Origin of the sequence: Sinomonas sp., from assembly GCF_051955515.1 — a bacterium.
In the GTDB taxonomy this organism is placed as follows: domain Bacteria; phylum Actinomycetota; class Actinomycetes; order Actinomycetales; family Micrococcaceae; genus Sinomonas.
In genome coordinates, this window is record NZ_JBQCGQ010000068.1 from 1 (window position 1) to 15,347 (window position 15,347).

Here is a 15,347-nt window from a genome sequence, read left to right on the forward strand (position 1 = left end):
GGGGTCGCCTTGGCGCCCCCCGGGGGCGCTTACACCCCCCGCCGCCCCACCAATTGGCCGGGTGTGGGGGGGGGCGGGCCGCCCCCCCCCCCCAAACCCCGACAATTCGCGCGAAGGCGCTCTAGCTCTGGTCGAAGCGCTCGGGCCGGAACGTGGCCAGCATGGGATGCCGCGCCCCGCTGAGGATCTCCCCGGCGATGAGCTCGCCGGCGATGAGCGCGAGCGTCGCGCCGGAGTGGGTGAACGCCGCGTAGCACCCGGGGACCTTCTCCAGCTCGCCGAACACGGGTTCGCCGTCGCCGGGGATGGGCTTGAGTCCGAGCTTCCACGAATCCGCCTTGAGCCGCGGCGTTCCCTCGAGCAGGCGGGAGGCCTCCTCGAGCAGCTCGTCCACAACTGGCTCGGGGATCGAGTACGCGCCCGAGGCATCGCGCACAATGTGCTCCTCGTACCAGTCGTGGTCGATGGCGATCGTGCTGCCCGGGTTGGGTCGGATGGCCGCACGCGGTGTGTTGAGCACCGCCTTGACGCTGTGCTCGAGCGGTTCGGTCACCACGAGCATCGAGACCGGCGAGCCATTGTCGATCCGCACTCCGAGCGGCCCCACGACGTCCGGCGTCTGCGCCCCGCAGGCGACGACGACCGCGTCCGCTGCGAGGGTGCCGAACGCGGGGGTGACGACGGCGCTCGCCCGCCCGGCGTCGTCGACCTCTACGCGCGCTGCGCCGACGTTCGACTTGAGGACGCCGCCGCGCCGCGTGAATTCGCCCATGAGGTGCTCGATGAGGTGCGGGAGGCTGACCCAGCCCTCTCCCGGGTTGAACACGGCGGTCTCGGCGAGGGCTTCGCGGTTGAGGCCGGGGGTGAAGTCCGCGACGGTTGCCGGTGCCACGAGGTGCGAGTCGTAGGCGTGGGCCCGCTCGTACTCGTGCCGTCCCAAGGTCGCCCCGCCGTCGTCACCCTTGTCCCAATAGACCCCGCCGCCGAACCGGAGCCACTCGCGCGAGGGGTCCTGGGCGAACAGCGTCCGATAGCGGTCGATGCCCGCCATCCGGAGGGCGTGGTACTCGCTGCTCCGCGTGCCGGCCGAGTTGAGCCAGGACAGCGAGCGCCCCGAGGCGCCCGAGGCGAGCTCGCCTTCCGTGACGAGGGTGACGTCGGCGCCCGCGCGGAGCAGGTGCACGGCCGTGGACACGCCGATGACCCCGCCCCCGAGGACGACGACGTGGCGGTTCTGGTTCTCAGGCATTCGCTGGTTCTTTCTGTGATGACTGGATGGGGGTTGCCGCGTGCAGGCGCTCGATGAGCCGCAGGGTCTCAAGGGCCTCGCCGGCGTCCACTGGAACGGGTCCCCCGCGGCGCAGGGCGTCGGCGAGCAGGCGGTAGAAGGCTGGGTAGTCGCCGGGCAGGAGGCCGACGTCGATCGCCGAGCTGCCGTCCGAGAGCCGCGCCGGCTCTCGTGATGGGACGGCCCCGTAACCGGGCTTCGCGGGGTCGGCGCCAGCGGCGAGCGCAGCCTCCTGGCCGTCGAGCCCCCACGATGTGAATCCCGCCTGGCTTCCGAGGAGGTGGAACCGCGGGCCCAGAGCCGGAGCCTGCCCGTTCATCCACAGCCGGGTCACCACGCCTGAGGCGTGCCGCAGCTCGGCGAAGCTGTCCTCGTCGCCTCCGAGGCCGCCGCTGTAGCGCCGCAGGTCCGCGCGGGCCTCCTCGACGGGCCCGAACAGCTGGACCGCCTGGTCGATGAGGTGGCTGCCGAGGTCCGCGAGGAGGCCCCCGCCGTCGTCGGCCCCCGCCGCGTCGCGCCAGTTGCCGAAGCCTTCGGGCCGCCACCACTCGAAGCGGGATTCGAAGGTGCGCACCTCGCCGAGGCGGCCCGAGCGGATGAGGTCGACGACGGTCAGGAAGTCCCCGTCCCACCTGCGGTTCTGGAAGACCGTGAGCACGACGCCGGCCCTCGCCGCCGCGTCGATCATCGCCTGGGCGTCGGCCACCGAGGGCGCGAACGGCTTGTCGACGACGATGTGGAGTCCGCGGTCGACGGCGGCGATCGCCTGATCGCGATGGAGCGCGGGCGGGGTGCCGAGCACCACGAGGTCGAGTTTGAGGCTGCCGTCGTCGAGGCGCGCGAGGAGAGCGGCATAGTCGGGCACGATGAGGGCATCGGGGAACCGCTTCCGGGCCGCCTCGACCCTCGCGGGATTGCCCGTCACAATCGCGTCCACGCTGTAGGACGGGTTAGCCCCGAGAAGAGGCCCATGGAACACCCCGCCGGAGACGCCGAAGCCCACGATCGCCGTCGCGATCTTTCGCTCCTGCGCCATCATCACAGCACCTCCGAGAGGAAGCGCTGAAGCCGCGCAGACTGCGGGCGGTCGAAGATCTCCTCGGGGGTGCCGGTCTCGACGACCTGGCCTTCGTCCATGAACACCACCTGGTTCGCTGCCCGCCGGGCGAAGCCCATCTCATGGGTGACCACGACCATGGTCATGCCCCGGCCGCTCAGGCTCGCCATGAGGTTGAGGACGCCGTTCACGAGCTCGGGATCGAGCGCGGACGTGGCCTCGTCGAACAGCATGACCTGGGGCTCCATCGCGAGAGCCCGCGCGATCGCGACGCGCTGCTGCTGACCTCCGGAGAGATCGCGGGGCTTGTGGTCCGCGCGCTCCCGCAACCCCACCTCGTCGAGGCGCTCCTGCGCGATCCGCAGGGCTTCCTTCTTGGGCAGGCCCTTGACCTTCCATGGTGAGAGCGCCACGTTCTCCAGAGCCGTGTGGTCAGGGAAGAGGTTGAAGTGCTGGAACACCATGCCGATCTTCCGGCGGAGCTGATCCGGATGCTGCCCGAGCGTCGAGTCGCCGTCGAGGAGCACGTCGCCGGCCTTCGGCTCATGGAGCCGGTTGATGCCCCGGAGCAGAGTGGACTTGCCCGAGCCGGACGGCCCGATCACGCAGGTGGTGGTGCCGGGCTCGACGCGGAGGCTGATGCTCCGGACCACGTCGATGTCGCCGTAGGCGAGGGTAAGGTCCTTGAGTTCGAGTCCGGCACCCGAATAGGCGTGGGTTGTCATGGTCTTGCGCTTTCTACGATCTCGAGCTCTGCGACCTCACGGAGTCCGGAAACAGGCGGCGCCGGTTTCCGACGCCCCGTGCGGAACCTCTGGTCGATGTGGTTGACCAGGTGGGTCAGCGGGACGGTGACGATGAGGTAGAAGAGGCCCGCGAGGACGAGCGGGGAGAGGTTTCCACTGAGCACCGCGGCGTCCTGGCCCACGCGGAACAGCTCGCGTTCCGAGACGAGCAGGCCGAGGAAGTAGACGAGGCTCGAATCCTTGACGATCGCGATGAACTGGTTGACGAGCGCTGGGAGCACACGGCGCACGCCCTGGGGGACCACGACGAGGCGCATTGCCCGCCCGTAGCCCATGCCGAGCGCGCGGCAGGCTTCGAGCTGACCCTTGTCGACGGCGAGGATGCCGGCTCGGAAGATCTCGCCGATGTACGCGCTCGAGATGAGGCTCAGGGCGATGATGCCGAGCGGGTAGGGGCTCGGCCCGAAGATCTGCTGGCTGAACCGGGCGAAGCCCTGGCCGATGAGCAGGATGGTCAGGATCGCCGGGAGGCCGCGGAACAGGTCGGTGTACACGCGGGCCGGCCAGCGGAGCCAGCCCGAGGGCGAGATGCCCATGAGGGCCACGACCATGCCGAGGACGCTCCCGATCACGGTCGCTGCAATGGAGATGACGAGGGTGTTGACGAGGCCGACCTGCAGCAGCTGGGGCAGCACGTCCACCATGGCTTGGACGTCGAAGAACGTCTTCGCGAGGTTGTCGAACAGATCCATGGCGCGCCTACTGGTCCGAGGCCGGCAGGTACTGCTTCGGCATGGGCGAGCCCGGGAACCACTTCTGGTAGAGGCGCTTCCACGTGCCGTCGTCCATGGCGGCCTTGAGGGCCTTGTTCAGCGCGTCCTTGAGTGCGGGCTTGTTCTTCGCAATCGCGAACCCGGCCGGGGCGTCGAAGGACGGGATGTCGGCCGCGTCGACCAGCCCGAACTTGGAGACGTAGTCCTTGGCCGCCTCGTAGTCGAGGAAGTGGGCGTCGATGGTGCCGGAGTTGAGGGCCGAGACGGCCGCATTGTTGTCCGGGAAGCGGACGAGGCTCGAGTTGGGGAAGTTCTTCATGGCGTAGGTCTCCTGCAGGGTGCCCTGCACGACCCCGAGCCGCTTGCCCTTGACGCCGTCCGCGCTGGTCACGCCGGACGTCTTGGTGGTGAGCACTGTGAGGTAGCCGGCGAGGTACCCGTCGGAGAAGTCGACAGTCTGCTTGCGCTTGTCCGTGATGCCGATGGCGGCGACTCCCACATCGAACTGCCCGTTGGCGACTGCGGGGAGGATCGCAGAGAAGTCCTGGCCGGTGAAGACGACGTTGTCGATTCCGGCTCGATGGGCCACGTCGGTGAAGAGTTCGACGTCGAACCCGGTGAACTTCCCGGAGGAGTCCGTGAACGTGTAGGGCTTCGAGTCGCCGACGCTCGCGACGCGGAACTGACCGGGCGTGATGAGCCCGTAGGGGTTGTTGGCAGAGGCCGTCGACGAGGCGCTGCTCGCGCCGCCGCACGCGGACAGCGAGAGGGCCAGGGCGGCTGCCGCCGCGAGTGCTGCTGCTTTCAGGCTTTTCATGGGTTCGTCCGTTCTGTGAGTGAGACCGGTCTCAACAGCTGAGGTTGAGACCGGTCTCAACTTCGGGGATGATGTGACTGTACTTACGTCACGGTGTGGCGTCAATCTCTTTTTTCGGATCGGATGGGAAATGACCAAGCGCGGGCAGACAGCCAAGGAGGCCACGGTCGCAGATGTGGCAAGGGCGGCCGGGGTGTCAAAGGCTCAGGCGGCCCGCGCTCTCGGCGGCTACGGGGCTGTGAGCGAGCAGGTGCTCTCACTCGTGGTCGCGGCCGCGGAGCAGCTCGGCTATCGGCCGAACCAGCTGGCCAAGAGCATGACGACAGGCCACTCCAACTCCATCGGCGTCATCGTGGGCGACATCGAGAACGCACACTTCGGCCTCGCGCTGCGCGGCATCTCCGACGAGGTCCGCGACGCGGGCTACACGGTGGTGCTCGTGAACACGGACGAGGATCCGGAGGCCGAGGCAGGCGCGGTCCAGGAACTGCTTCAGCAGCGTGTGGCGGGCCTTATCGTGGCACCGTGCTCAAGCACTGAGACCGCCCACCTCGAATCGGCGCAGGAGCGGGGCCGCGCCGTCGTCCTGTTCGACCGCGGGATCCACGGGCTCGCGCTCGACACCGTCCGCGTCGACTTCGCGGACGTCGCACTTCAGGTGGGGCGCGTCCTCCTCGATGCGGGCCACCGACGCGTGGGCTACGTTTCGAGCCTCCGGATCCCGGAACCGTACGAGCACGGCATGGACCTCGGGCTCTCGCCCGTCGCTGACCGCGTGGGCGGCATCGAGCGTGCGTACCTGGAGGCGGGCGCGGAGTGGGACACAAGTCTCGTGAAGCTCAACGCCTCGTCCGACGACACGCTGGCCGCTGCGTGCTCCGAGCTGCTCGATCAGCCCGAGCCCGCGACCGCCGTCGTGTGCTCGGATAGTCTCATCGCCCTCGGCGTGCTGGGTCAGATCAAGCGACGCGGCCTGCGAATCCCCGACGATATCTCGGTCGTGGCCTACGACGACTTCCTCTGGACCGAGCTCGTCGAGCCGCCACTGACCGTGGTTGCACAGCCCGTCTATGACATGGGGCGCGAGGCTGCCCGGGTCCTCCTCCGAAGGCTCGGCCATCGCGTCCCGGCGGAACAGCTGCCGCTCAGGCCACACCTCGTCCGGAGGGCCTCGGTTGGCGCCCCACGAGCACGAACCACCACCGGGTCGGCCGACCGCCGATAGCCGGCATGACGCTCCCCTCGGCGATGAAGCGTGGGGTGGCGTCGTCGTCATACGCCCACCAGCCGCTCTGGTGACAATGTTCGCCCGTCGTCAGGGTGGTTCGACGCGCGGGCTGACGCCTCTTCATGGCCGGCTCACGCGAAGCGGTCGGGGCTGAAGGAGGTCAGGAGCGGATGCGGCCGACCCGAGAGGATCTCGTCCGCGAGGAGCTCGCCGGCGATGAGGCCAAGGGTGGCTCCGGAATGCGAAAACGCGACGAAGCAGCCCGGGACCGTCGTCGTCTGCCCGAGGACGGGCTGGCCGTCTCCCGGAATGGGCTTGTAGCCCACGCGCCACGAGGCCGGCTTCACCTCCGGATGCCCAGCCAGCAGCCGCGAGGCCTCGGAAGCAAGGGCCTCGACGACCTCTTCGTCCACCCCGAAGGTCCCGTCGCCGTAGTCGACCAGCCGGTCCCCGTACCAGTCATGGTCAAGGGCGAGCGTGCCGCCGGGGTTTGGGCGGATCGCGACGCGCGGGGTGTTGAGGACGCTCCTGAGCTCATGCTCCACGGGCTTCGTCTCAACGAGCATCGCAAGCGGCGATCGGGTGGGCAGGGCGATGCCGACCTGGGTGAGCACAGCTGGGGTCCCAGCCCCGCACGCGACGACGACGGCGTCTCCGCCGATGCGCTTTCCGCTTTCGGTCACGACGCCGATCGCCCGTCCGCCCTCGACGCGCACCTCCGCCTTGCCCGCCCGGAGCATGAGCTCTCCGCCCAGACGGTGGAACTCTTCCATGAGGAAGTCGACCAGATGAGGCAGGCTGACCCAGCCCTCACCCGGGTTGAAGATGGCGGCCTCAGGGACCGCCTCGGGGTCCACACCCGGCACGTAGCGGGCCACGTCGTCGGGCGTGAGCAGGTGCGAGTCGTAGCCGCGACGCACCTCTGCGGCGTGCCTCTTCTCGGTCTCGGCGAGCTCACCGGCAGCCTTCCAGTGCAGGCCGCCCCCGAACTGGAGCCACTCGCGGCTCGGGTCCGCCGCGTAGAGGGTCCGGTAGCGGTCGACGCCGAGGTCGCGGAGGCGGTGATACGCCTCGGAGCGCTCTCCCGCGGAGTTGAGCCACGACAGCGATCTGCCCGTCGCCTCACTGGACAGCACGGTTTCGGTGACGAGGACGACGGTGGCGCCGGCACGGAGCAGGTGGACGGCGGTCGAGACGCCGAGGATGCCGCCTCCGAGGACGACGACGGCGGGAGACGAAGCTGCGGAAGTCATGAGGGGTCTTCACTTTCCAGATGCGGCGCAACGGTTGAGGGAATCCAGTAGGGAACGTTCCCAATGTGACTTCGAGCATACGAAGGCGGGCAAGGAGAGGTCAAGGGGCCGAAATGCCCTCGGGAACGAATTTGGGAAGGATCCCAAATTGGCATTGACGTGGCGCACGCCACATCTTTACAGTGGAGCCATTCACTTCTTGGGAACGTTCCCCAAATTCTTGGCTTCCCTCTCAGACCCTCTCAGCCCCTCTCAGACAGGAAGAGTATGACCCTCAGAATCGGAGTAGACACCGGCGGTACGTTCACCGACCTCTGTGCCTTCGATGAGGCCACGGGACAGGTCCACGTCCGCAAGGTCTCCTCGACTCCAGATGACCCAGGCCGCGCCATCGTGCTCGGCATCAACGAGCTCCTCGAGCAGATGGGCGGCCGCTCGATCGGCGAGGTTTCCTACCTGGCCCACGGCACCACCGTCGGGACGAACGCCCTGCTGACCGGACGCGGAGTGCGGACCGGCCTCATCACCACCAAGGGCTTCCGCGACCTCCTCGAGCTGGGCCGAGGCCGCCGCCCCCACCTCTACGACCTCCAGGCGGACAAGCCTGAGCCCCTCGTCCCCCGCGACCTTCGCCTCGAAATCACGGAGCGAGTCCGCCACGACGGGCGCATCGAGACGCCGCTCGACCACGAGGAAGTGCGTTCCGCGGTGCGCGAGCTCAAGGCGAAGAAGGTCGGGTCAATCGCCGTCTGCCTCCTCTACAGCTACCTCCGTCCCGACCATGAACGCCAGATCGGCGAAATCATCGCGGAGGAGTTCCCCGAGGCCTACGTCTCGCTCTCATGCGACGTCATGCCCGAGTTCCGTGAGTACGAGCGGCTCTCGACCGTGGTCACGAATGCCTACATCGGCCCCGTCGTTGCGAACTACCTGAGCAGGCTCCGCCAGCGCCTGGCCGAGAACGGCCTCACGTGCACCCCGCACGTGACCCAGTCCAACGGCGGAATCATCCCGTTCCCGGCCGCCGAGAGCATGCCGGTCAGGCTCGTGCTGTCCGGCCCGAGCACGGGCGTGGTCGGCGCTGCCGCCATCACGAGCGAAGCGGGCAGCCCGAACATCATCACGTTCGACATGGGCGGAACTTCCTCAGACGTCTCCCTCGTCCAGGACGGCGAGCCAAAGGTCACCGCGGGCATGGAGCTCGACGGACGGCCCATCCGCTCCCCCATGCTCGACATCCATACGGTCGGCGCCGGGGGCGGCTCCATCGCCTGGATCGACAGCGGGAATCACCTCAAGGTCGGGCCCGCGAGCGCCGGGGCCTTCCCCGGCCCCGCCTGCTACGGCAACGGCCAGGATGCGACCGTGACCGACGCCAACGTGGTGCTGCAGGTCCTCAACCCGGAGTACCTCCTCGATGGGCAGCTCAAGATCGACGCCCAAGCGTCCCACCGTGCCGTCAAGTCCATTGCCGATCCGCTCGGGCTGACGGTCCCCGAGGCCGCCCAGGGAATCATCCGCGTGGTCACGGCCAACATGGCGCGCGCGATTCGGGTCATCTCGGTCCAGCGCGGCTACGATCCGCGCGACTACGTGCTCGTCCCGTTCGGCGGCGCGGGTCCGCTGCACGCCTCGCGGCTCGCGATCGAGCTCGGCATCACGAGGATCATCGTCCCCGAGACGCCGGGCGCGCAGTCCGCGCTGGGCCTGCTCATGACCGATATCCGCAGCGACTTCATGCGGACCCAGATCACCCGCGTCACGCCGCACTCCACGGACGACCTCTCCAAGGTCTTCACCGAACTGACCGATCAGGCGATCGAGTGGTTCGATGAGGAGGGCATCGAGCCGGAACGGCGCAGCATCCTGCGACGGCTCGAGATGCGCTACGCGGGCCAGAACTACGAGCTCCCCGTCGACGTCCCCGAGGGTCCCATCACTGGCGCGACGATAGCCTCGCTTGTCGAGGGCTTCCAGCACGCCCACGACAGGATGTATGGCTACAGCGCCCGCGACGAAGTCGCCGAGGCGGTGACCTTCCGCGTCCAGGCGATTGCCGACGTCCCGCGGGCGGCCATCTCGCGCGCCGCCGCTCAAGGACGCAAGGTGGAGGACACCGTCGTCGGCCTGCGCGAGGTCTACCTCGCCGAGCACGGCGACTACGTCTCCTGCCCCGTCTACGACCGCCGTCTCCTCGACGTGGGCCACCACATCGTGGGCCCCGCCGTCATCGAGCAGATGGACACCACCACCCTGCTGCTTCCCTCCGACGTCTGCACTGTGGACGACACCCGCAACCTCGTCATCGACATCCGAAGGACTCCCAATGAATAAGCCTCTCGACAGCGTGCTCGTCGAGGTCATCGGCTCCGCCCTCGCAACGATCGTCGAGGAAATGGGCGGGACCCTCGTCCGCGCCGCCTACTCCACCAACATCAAGGAGCGCCGCGACTGCACGGCCTCGCTCTTCGACGCAAAGGGCCAGGGCATCGCGCAGGACGAGGGCGGCTCCCCGCTGCACCTCGGCTCGCTCATGGGCATCGTGGACGGAATCCTGAGCCGGTACCCGCTGGAGGAAATCAAGGAGGGCGATACGTTCATCGGGAACGACCCCTTCAGCGGAGGCGGCTCGCACCTCCCGGATATCGTGCTCGCCACGCCGATCTTCATCGCCGGCGAGCTCACGGCCTGGGCTGCGAACCTCGCGCACCACGCCGACTTCGGCGACCGCGGCCACGCCCACATCTTCCAGGAGGGCCTGCGGATCCCGCCCGTGCGGCTCATCCGCCAAGGCGTCCTGCAGCAGGAAATGCTCAACCTCATCCTGCTCAACTGCCAGGTCCCCCACGAGCGGCAGGCAGACCTCCGCGCCCAGCAGGCCGCGAACCGGCTCGCGGTGCAGCGGTACAAGGACCTCTGCGAGCGCTACGGACGCGAGGTCATGGTCCAGGCCGCCGACGAGCTGCTCGACTACACGGAGCGCCGTACCCGGGCGGCCATCGCCACAATGCCCGACGGCGACTACTCCTTCCGCGACAAGTTCGACTGCCCTGAGCTGGACGATGAGCTCGAGCTCCACGTGCGGATCACGGTCGACGGCGACACCATCGCCTTCGATTTCGCAGGGAACCCGCCGCAGGTGCGAGCCAGCGTGAACGTCGTCTGGACCGCCCTCTACGCCTCGGTGTACTACTCGCTCAAGAGCCTCATCGACGCCGATATCGTCCCCAACGCGGGCCTCTACCGACCGGTGCGAATCGAGGCTCCGGCGGGCTCCATCATCAATTGCCAGGAGCCTGCCGCGGTCAACGGGCGCAGCGAAACGTGCCAGCGCATCGTCGACCTCATCCACGGCGCCCTGGCCACGGCCGTCCCTGACCGGGTCACGGCCGCGAGCAACGGTGCGAACACCGGCGTCCACTTCTCCGGCCGGAATTCGCGGACCGGCCGGGAATTCGTCTACCTCGAGACGATCGGCGGCGGCTGCGGAGCGCGCGCCACCAAGGACGGGATGGACGGCGTTCAGGTCCACATGACCAACACGTCCAACCTTCCGGTCGAAAGCCTCGAGGCGGAGTACCCCCTCGTGATCGAGGCCTACGAGCTCATCCAGGACTCGGGCGGCGGCGGGCGGCATCGCGGCGGCCTCGGCATCCGGCGAGCGGTCCGCGTCGAGGACCCGGAGATCCACTTCTGGCTCGACACGAGCCGCCAGAAGTCCCAGCCGTGGGGGCTCGACGGCGGCCAGCCGGGCGAGAGCGCCCGAGCTGTCCTCAGCGAAGGCGCTCGGCCGATCGACCACGGCTACACCGTGCTCCAAGCCGGCGACCGCGTCGCCATCGAAACGGCCGGCGCGGGAGGCTACGGCAGCCCTGAGCTTCGGCCCACCGGCGAAGTCGCCCGCGACCTCGCCGAAGGCAAGATCTCCGAGGAATACGCCCGCACCGTCTATCCCCAGCAATTCGAAAAGCTCTCCGCCGACAAATGACCTGTACTCCGCAGAAATGACCTCTTCTTAGGAAAAGCCATGTCACAGCTTCCGCACGACCCATCTGCTCCCATGCCTCCCGCGGTGCGCCGCCGGATCTTCATGTCCACGATGCTCGGCAACGTCGTCGAGTACTACGACTTCACCCTCTACGGCACCCTCGCGGCGATCATCTCGGCCCAGTTCTTCCCTTCCGGCGACGCAACGGCCGCCCTCCTCGCCGTGTACATCGGCGTCGTCCTCTCCTACGCCATCCGGCCCATCGGCGGCCTCATCCTCGGCCCGCTCGGTGACCTCAAGGGGCGCAAGTTCGTCCTCATCCTGACGATTGCGCTCATGAGCATCGGCACGGCGGGGATCGGCGTCCTCCCGTCGTATGCGGCGATCGGCCTCGCCGCCCCTGCGATCCTCCTGCTCTCGCGCCTCGTCCAGGGCGTCGGGGCGAGCGTCGAATACACCACCGCAGCCAACTTCCTGTTCGAGCACGAGCAGGGCCGCCGACCCAACTTCGTTGCCGGTGTCCTGAACTCGACGTGCTCCGTTGGCTCCTTCCTTGCCGCCGGCCTCGCCTACGTGATGAGCGTGGCCATGCCAGGCCACGCGTTCGCCGACTGGGGCTGGCGCATCCCGTTCCTGCTCTCGATCCCGATCGCGCTCATCGGCGTCTACATGCGCAACCACGTCACCGAGACGCCCGAGTTCCAGGAGATCCTCCGTGAGGCCGAGCAGGAGAAGGTCAAGCAGACCCCGCTGCGCACTGCCCTGCGCTATCACTGGGCAGACATGCTCAAGGCCATCGGCCTCGGCGCCGGCCAGCGGATCGGTTCGTACACGATCCAGGCATACTTCGTCACGGCGCTCATCACCGCCGGGTTCCCGGCGTCTCAGGCGCTGCTCGCCTCGATGCTCACGTACGTCGTCGGCCCCATTACGAGCGTGTGGGGCGGCCAGCTCGCCGACCGGTTCGGCGCGCGCCCTGTGCTGCTCACGGGTTATGGCCTCTTCGTCGTCCTGACCGTTCCAACGTTCTTCGCGATCGGCGAGAAGTCCATCGTCCTGGCGACGGCGGCCGTGGTCGTCTTCACGCTCATCAACAACTTGGTGGCAGCACCGCTGAGCGTGGCGTACGTGCTGAGCTTCCCGCCCGAAGTCCGGGCGACGGCGTCTGCGCTGAACTTCAACATCGGCACCTCGCTCGTGGGGTCCACCGCCGGTCTCGTCGCTGTGTGGCTGTTCTCCATCACGGGTTCCAACGTCTCGTTCGGCTGGTACATGACCGTCGCATGCCTCGTCTCGATCCTCGTCACGGTCTTCGCGCTCCCGAAGGCTCTCGAGCACCGGAAGGCCATGCGCGGGACGGCGACGGCCGCCGTCGCAAAGTAAAGCGCGCCTTCCGAGCTGTGGGCCGGAGAAGATTCCTCTTCGGCCCACAGCCATGCTCTTTGCCTATGCCTTGGCCGCTGCAGCTCGCGGCCGGGCCGTTGAATCGCGCACGATAAGCCGGCCCCGCAGTGTGCGGTGCTGGCGTCGTTCCGCGGGATTCACCATGGTCGCGATGAGCTCCTTCAACGCCGTGCGGCCCAGCTGGTAGCTCGGCTGCTCGACGACGGTCAGCCGCGGGCGGACGAGGGTCGCCCAGTCCTGGTCGTCGAAGCCGATGAGCGAAAGCTGGCCGGGACAGTCGATGCCCAGCTCCTGTAGGGCGGCGAACGCACCAGCGCTGAGCTCGCTGTCCGTGCAGTAGACGGCGGTGACCTGAGGCTGGGCTTCGAGAAGACGGCGGACGGCTGCACTCGCCGAAGCGCGGGCGTAGGCGCTCGACGCGACGAGCGCCGGGTCATAGCGGATGCCGGCGCTTCGGAGCGCCATCGCGTAGCCCAACAGGCGCGCGGACGCTGGTCGAAGCATCGAAGCGAGGGTGGGATCGACCTGATCGGGCAGCATCGCGGATGCCTCCGTCACAATTCCGATCTCGCGGTGGCCCAGATCGATCAGATGATTGACCGCGAGACTCGATGCGCCTAGATGGTCCACGGCGACGTACGACGCAGCAGCCACCGTGGGCGCCGGGCGGTCGAGGAGGGTGACGGCGACGCCCTTGGCTTCAAGTGCCTCAAGGTGCTCGGTGTCCTCGGTGGAGACCGGCGCGATGATGACGCCGTCGACCTTTTTTCCCGCGAGGACCGACACGGCCCTCCGTTCGAGCCCAACATCGCCCTCGGTGCTGCTCAAGAGGACGTCGTAATGTTCCTCTCGGGCTGCCGTCGAAATCCCCCTTACGGCGTTGCCGAAAAAGGGATTGCTGATGTCCGGGATGACCACGCCGACCGTCATCGTCCGGCCTGTGATCATGCTCCGCGCAAGAGTGTTGGCCTGATACCCGAGTTCCTCAGCAGCCGCTTGAACGGCGACGCGCGTCTTCTCACTCACGGAACCGTAGTTCGCCAGCGCACGCGCTGCCGTGGACTTCGAGACTCCCGCCCGTTCCGCGACGTCGATGATCGTCACGGACGGCGAGGCGGGACGGGCCATGACGACACCTTCCTTTCTCGCCAGAACTGAAATCCATCGCTGGGAGCGTTACCACGGACTGGTCCACTGTAGAACAGGCCAGCGGCGACAGCCCACCAGGGGGACCGCCCGTCAGAACGACCGCCCGTCAGAACCACCGCCTGTCAGAACGGCGGCGGCGCGTCCGACTCCGGGTAGGTGATGTATCGCCGCCCCGTGGGCGACGACCACTCGAGAACTCCGGCGGGCGGGGCGTGATCTTCTGACGACAGGTCTTCCCGGGGCCGGGACTCAACGTGCCGTACCCTCCAGAGGCCGAGGGACTTGAGGCGATGGTGCTCGCGGCAGAGCAGGGCCAAGTTGGCGGTGTCGGTTTCGCCGCCATCCTGCCACTCGATCGTGTGATCAGCCTCGGTTGCAGCTGCCGGTTTGTCGCATCCTGGGAACCGGCAGGCGCGGTCCCTAGCACCGAGGAAGCGGCGGATCGCGAGCGACGGCGAGTACCGCCGTCGTCCGAGCGCCAAAGGAGCCCCGCTGCCGGGGTCAACCCACATCGTTGTCCACGTCTCGGCCTGCGCCGCAAGGAGCCGCGCGGTGGGGGCATCCAGCGGACCGTAACCGAGGATCTCGGCTGCCGTATCCGACTCCCCTGAGAGGGTCCTCGCAGGGACAGTCACGACTACCTCGGTCCGCACACCTCCCACCGGGCTCTCGGGCGACGAGCCCAGCATGAGGTCTCGGAAGACGTCTGCACGCAGTTGCCCGATGCCCCGCTCCTCTTCGGGGCCTTGAAGCGATCGGGCGAGAGCCTCGAGGCGCGTATCGATCGCAGCCCCGACCTCCACCGGCAGGTGCGCCGTGAGCCAGCACATCCCGTCCTTCGCGGGTTCAATATCGACCCGCCGCGTCGCGGCCGCGCGCTCCTTCCGCTCCGCCAACGGCTCGTCCGCATACTTCTCCACGAGCCGCCGCAGGCGTCGACCGAGCGCGCCGGGACTCGGCGCCAGCGAGGGGTCATCGGGGCAGGCCATGGCGACGGCCGCCGCGCAGAAGGCTGCCCTCTTTCGGGGCGGAACCACGACCGCGAGTTCCACCACAGCCCGCGCCTGCCGACGCGTCAGCCGCCCCTCGCGCAATGCTTCGAGGACCGGCAGGAGCCCTGGATCCGCCAGCGTCAGGCACTCGTCAACCAGCGAGCGCGCATTGCGCTGACCGACGTTCAGGGCAGCGGCAATCTCGGACGCCGTCACCGACACAGCCTCAGCGGCCGCGACCCGACTGCTCGCAGCGCGCCGGACTTCTTCGTGCAGTGCCGAGACCACGTGGGCCCGCAGCGCATGCATCCTCGACTCGCAGGCCTCGAGCACCCGCACCGTCTTGAGCAGCTGCTCGACGTACGCGGTATGCGCTTCGTGAGCGAGCGCGGCCGGCGATACCGACGCAAGCGCGTCCGCGATCTCCCGCTCCGGCTCCCCCTCCGGTTCCTTTGGAACCGACGGATCCCCCTCGTCTTCCCCCATGGCCCAAGGCAATCACGGGGCACCGACAAAACAAGCCGGGTGCGTGAGTCTACGGGAGTCCAACGCGGGTAGGGGTGCCAATGGGGATCCCAGCCGGATGGAGGAGGACCATGGCCGGACTGAGCGACCTCAGCCGTGAGGAGATCGAGATCCTGCTCGATCTTGC

Annotated in this window: 12 protein-coding genes; 4 read left to right on the forward strand and 8 right to left on the reverse strand. The window is 68.2% G+C overall.

Features of this window, described 5'->3' with window-relative positions; translation table 11 throughout:
- Nucleotides 1-121: 121 nt before the first annotated feature.
- Genes ACTHL9_RS03775 through ACTHL9_RS03795 form a run of 5 tightly spaced genes read right to left on the reverse strand, consistent with a single transcriptional unit; the run spans nt 122 to nt 4,681 of the window.
- Complete coding sequence (locus tag ACTHL9_RS03775; RefSeq protein WP_440517423.1) at nt 122-1,249, reverse strand: NAD(P)/FAD-dependent oxidoreductase; 1,128 nt, start codon at nt 1,247-1,249, stop codon at nt 122-124.
- Nucleotides 1,242-2,327: a Gfo/Idh/MocA family protein gene (locus ACTHL9_RS03780; protein ID WP_440517425.1), complete on the reverse strand. Its 1,086-nt coding sequence runs from the start codon at nt 2,325-2,327 to the stop codon at nt 1,242-1,244. Before ACTHL9_RS03780 ends, ACTHL9_RS03775 begins: the two co-directional genes overlap by 8 nt.
- A complete protein-coding gene (locus ACTHL9_RS03785; protein ID WP_440517427.1) occupies nt 2,327-3,070 on the reverse strand; it encodes an amino acid ABC transporter ATP-binding protein in 744 nt (247 codons plus the stop codon). Before ACTHL9_RS03785 ends, ACTHL9_RS03780 begins: the two co-directional genes overlap by 1 nt.
- Complete coding sequence (locus ACTHL9_RS03790) at nt 3,067-3,843, reverse strand: amino acid ABC transporter permease (RefSeq protein WP_440517429.1); 777 nt, start codon at nt 3,841-3,843, stop codon at nt 3,067-3,069. Before ACTHL9_RS03790 ends, ACTHL9_RS03785 begins: the two co-directional genes overlap by 4 nt.
- Before the next feature lie 7 nt (nt 3,844-3,850).
- Nucleotides 3,851-4,681, reverse strand: coding sequence for an ABC transporter substrate-binding protein (locus ACTHL9_RS03795; RefSeq protein WP_440517431.1), 831 nt, complete (start codon nt 4,679-4,681; stop codon nt 3,851-3,853).
- Between the two features lie 130 nt (nt 4,682-4,811).
- Between ACTHL9_RS03795 and ACTHL9_RS03800 the strand changes: the two genes are divergently transcribed.
- Entirely contained in the window at nt 4,812-5,906 is a 1,095-nt protein-coding gene (locus ACTHL9_RS03800) for a LacI family DNA-binding transcriptional regulator (protein ID WP_440517433.1), read from the forward strand.
- Between the two features lie 134 nt (nt 5,907-6,040).
- Here ACTHL9_RS03800 and ACTHL9_RS03805 read toward each other — a convergent pair whose 3' ends face one another.
- A complete protein-coding gene (locus ACTHL9_RS03805) occupies nt 6,041-7,162 on the reverse strand; it encodes an NAD(P)/FAD-dependent oxidoreductase (protein ID WP_440517435.1) in 1,122 nt (373 codons plus the stop codon).
- A gap of 267 nt (nt 7,163-7,429) precedes the next feature.
- Between ACTHL9_RS03805 and ACTHL9_RS03810 the strand changes: the two genes are divergently transcribed.
- From ACTHL9_RS03810 to ACTHL9_RS03820, 3 genes are read left to right on the forward strand one after another with little or no spacing between them, the layout of a single operon-like run.
- On the forward strand, nt 7,430-9,496 hold the full coding sequence (locus ACTHL9_RS03810; RefSeq protein WP_440517437.1) for a hydantoinase/oxoprolinase family protein: 2,067 nt from the start codon (nt 7,430-7,432) through the stop codon (nt 9,494-9,496).
- On the forward strand, nt 9,489-11,150 hold the full coding sequence (locus ACTHL9_RS03815) for a hydantoinase B/oxoprolinase family protein (protein ID WP_440517439.1): 1,662 nt from the start codon (nt 9,489-9,491) through the stop codon (nt 11,148-11,150). Before ACTHL9_RS03810 ends, ACTHL9_RS03815 begins: the two co-directional genes overlap by 8 nt.
- 39 nt (nt 11,151-11,189) lie before the next feature.
- A complete protein-coding gene (locus tag ACTHL9_RS03820; protein ID WP_440517441.1) occupies nt 11,190-12,533 on the forward strand; it encodes an MFS transporter in 1,344 nt (447 codons plus the stop codon).
- A 63-nt stretch (nt 12,534-12,596) separates the two neighbouring features.
- Here ACTHL9_RS03820 and ACTHL9_RS03825 read toward each other — a convergent pair whose 3' ends face one another.
- Together ACTHL9_RS03825 and ACTHL9_RS03830 are read right to left on the reverse strand one after the other, a co-directional pair.
- Complete coding sequence (locus ACTHL9_RS03825) at nt 12,597-13,682, reverse strand: LacI family DNA-binding transcriptional regulator (RefSeq protein WP_440517443.1); 1,086 nt, start codon at nt 13,680-13,682, stop codon at nt 12,597-12,599.
- A gap of 143 nt (nt 13,683-13,825) precedes the next feature.
- Nucleotides 13,826-15,181, reverse strand: coding sequence for a DUF222 domain-containing protein (locus tag ACTHL9_RS03830; protein ID WP_440517445.1), 1,356 nt, complete (start codon nt 15,179-15,181; stop codon nt 13,826-13,828).
- Between the last annotated feature and the right edge of the window lie 166 nt (nt 15,182-15,347).

Bases quoted from the DNA above. Each gene is read 5' to 3' on its own strand.
- ACTHL9_RS03830 (WP_440517445.1), bottom strand. From the start codon at position 15,181: ATGGGGGAAGACGAGGGGGATCCGTCGGTTCCAAAGGAACCGGAGGGG.
- ACTHL9_RS03785 (WP_440517427.1), bottom strand. From the start codon at position 3,070: ATGACAACCCACGCCTATTCGGGTGCCGGACTCGAACTCAAGGACCTT.
- ACTHL9_RS03805 (WP_440517435.1), bottom strand. From the start codon at position 7,162: ATGACTTCCGCAGCTTCGTCTCCCGCCGTCGTCGTCCTCGGAGGCGGC.
- ACTHL9_RS03810 (WP_440517437.1), top strand. From the start codon at position 7,430: ATGACCCTCAGAATCGGAGTAGACACCGGCGGTACGTTCACCGACCTC.
- ACTHL9_RS03815 (WP_440517439.1), top strand. From the start codon at position 9,489: ATGAATAAGCCTCTCGACAGCGTGCTCGTCGAGGTCATCGGCTCCGCC.
- ACTHL9_RS03775 (WP_440517423.1), bottom strand. From the start codon at position 1,249: ATGCCTGAGAACCAGAACCGCCACGTCGTCGTCCTCGGGGGCGGGGTC.
- ACTHL9_RS03825 (WP_440517443.1), bottom strand. From the start codon at position 13,682: ATGGCCCGTCCCGCCTCGCCGTCCGTGACGATCATCGACGTCGCGGAA.
- ACTHL9_RS03820 (WP_440517441.1), top strand. From the start codon at position 11,190: ATGTCACAGCTTCCGCACGACCCATCTGCTCCCATGCCTCCCGCGGTG.
- ACTHL9_RS03795 (WP_440517431.1), bottom strand. From the start codon at position 4,681: ATGAAAAGCCTGAAAGCAGCAGCACTCGCGGCGGCAGCCGCCCTGGCC.
- ACTHL9_RS03780 (WP_440517425.1), bottom strand. From the start codon at position 2,327: ATGATGGCGCAGGAGCGAAAGATCGCGACGGCGATCGTGGGCTTCGGC.
- ACTHL9_RS03790 (WP_440517429.1), bottom strand. From the start codon at position 3,843: ATGGATCTGTTCGACAACCTCGCGAAGACGTTCTTCGACGTCCAAGCC.
- ACTHL9_RS03800 (WP_440517433.1), top strand. From the start codon at position 4,812: ATGACCAAGCGCGGGCAGACAGCCAAGGAGGCCACGGTCGCAGATGTG.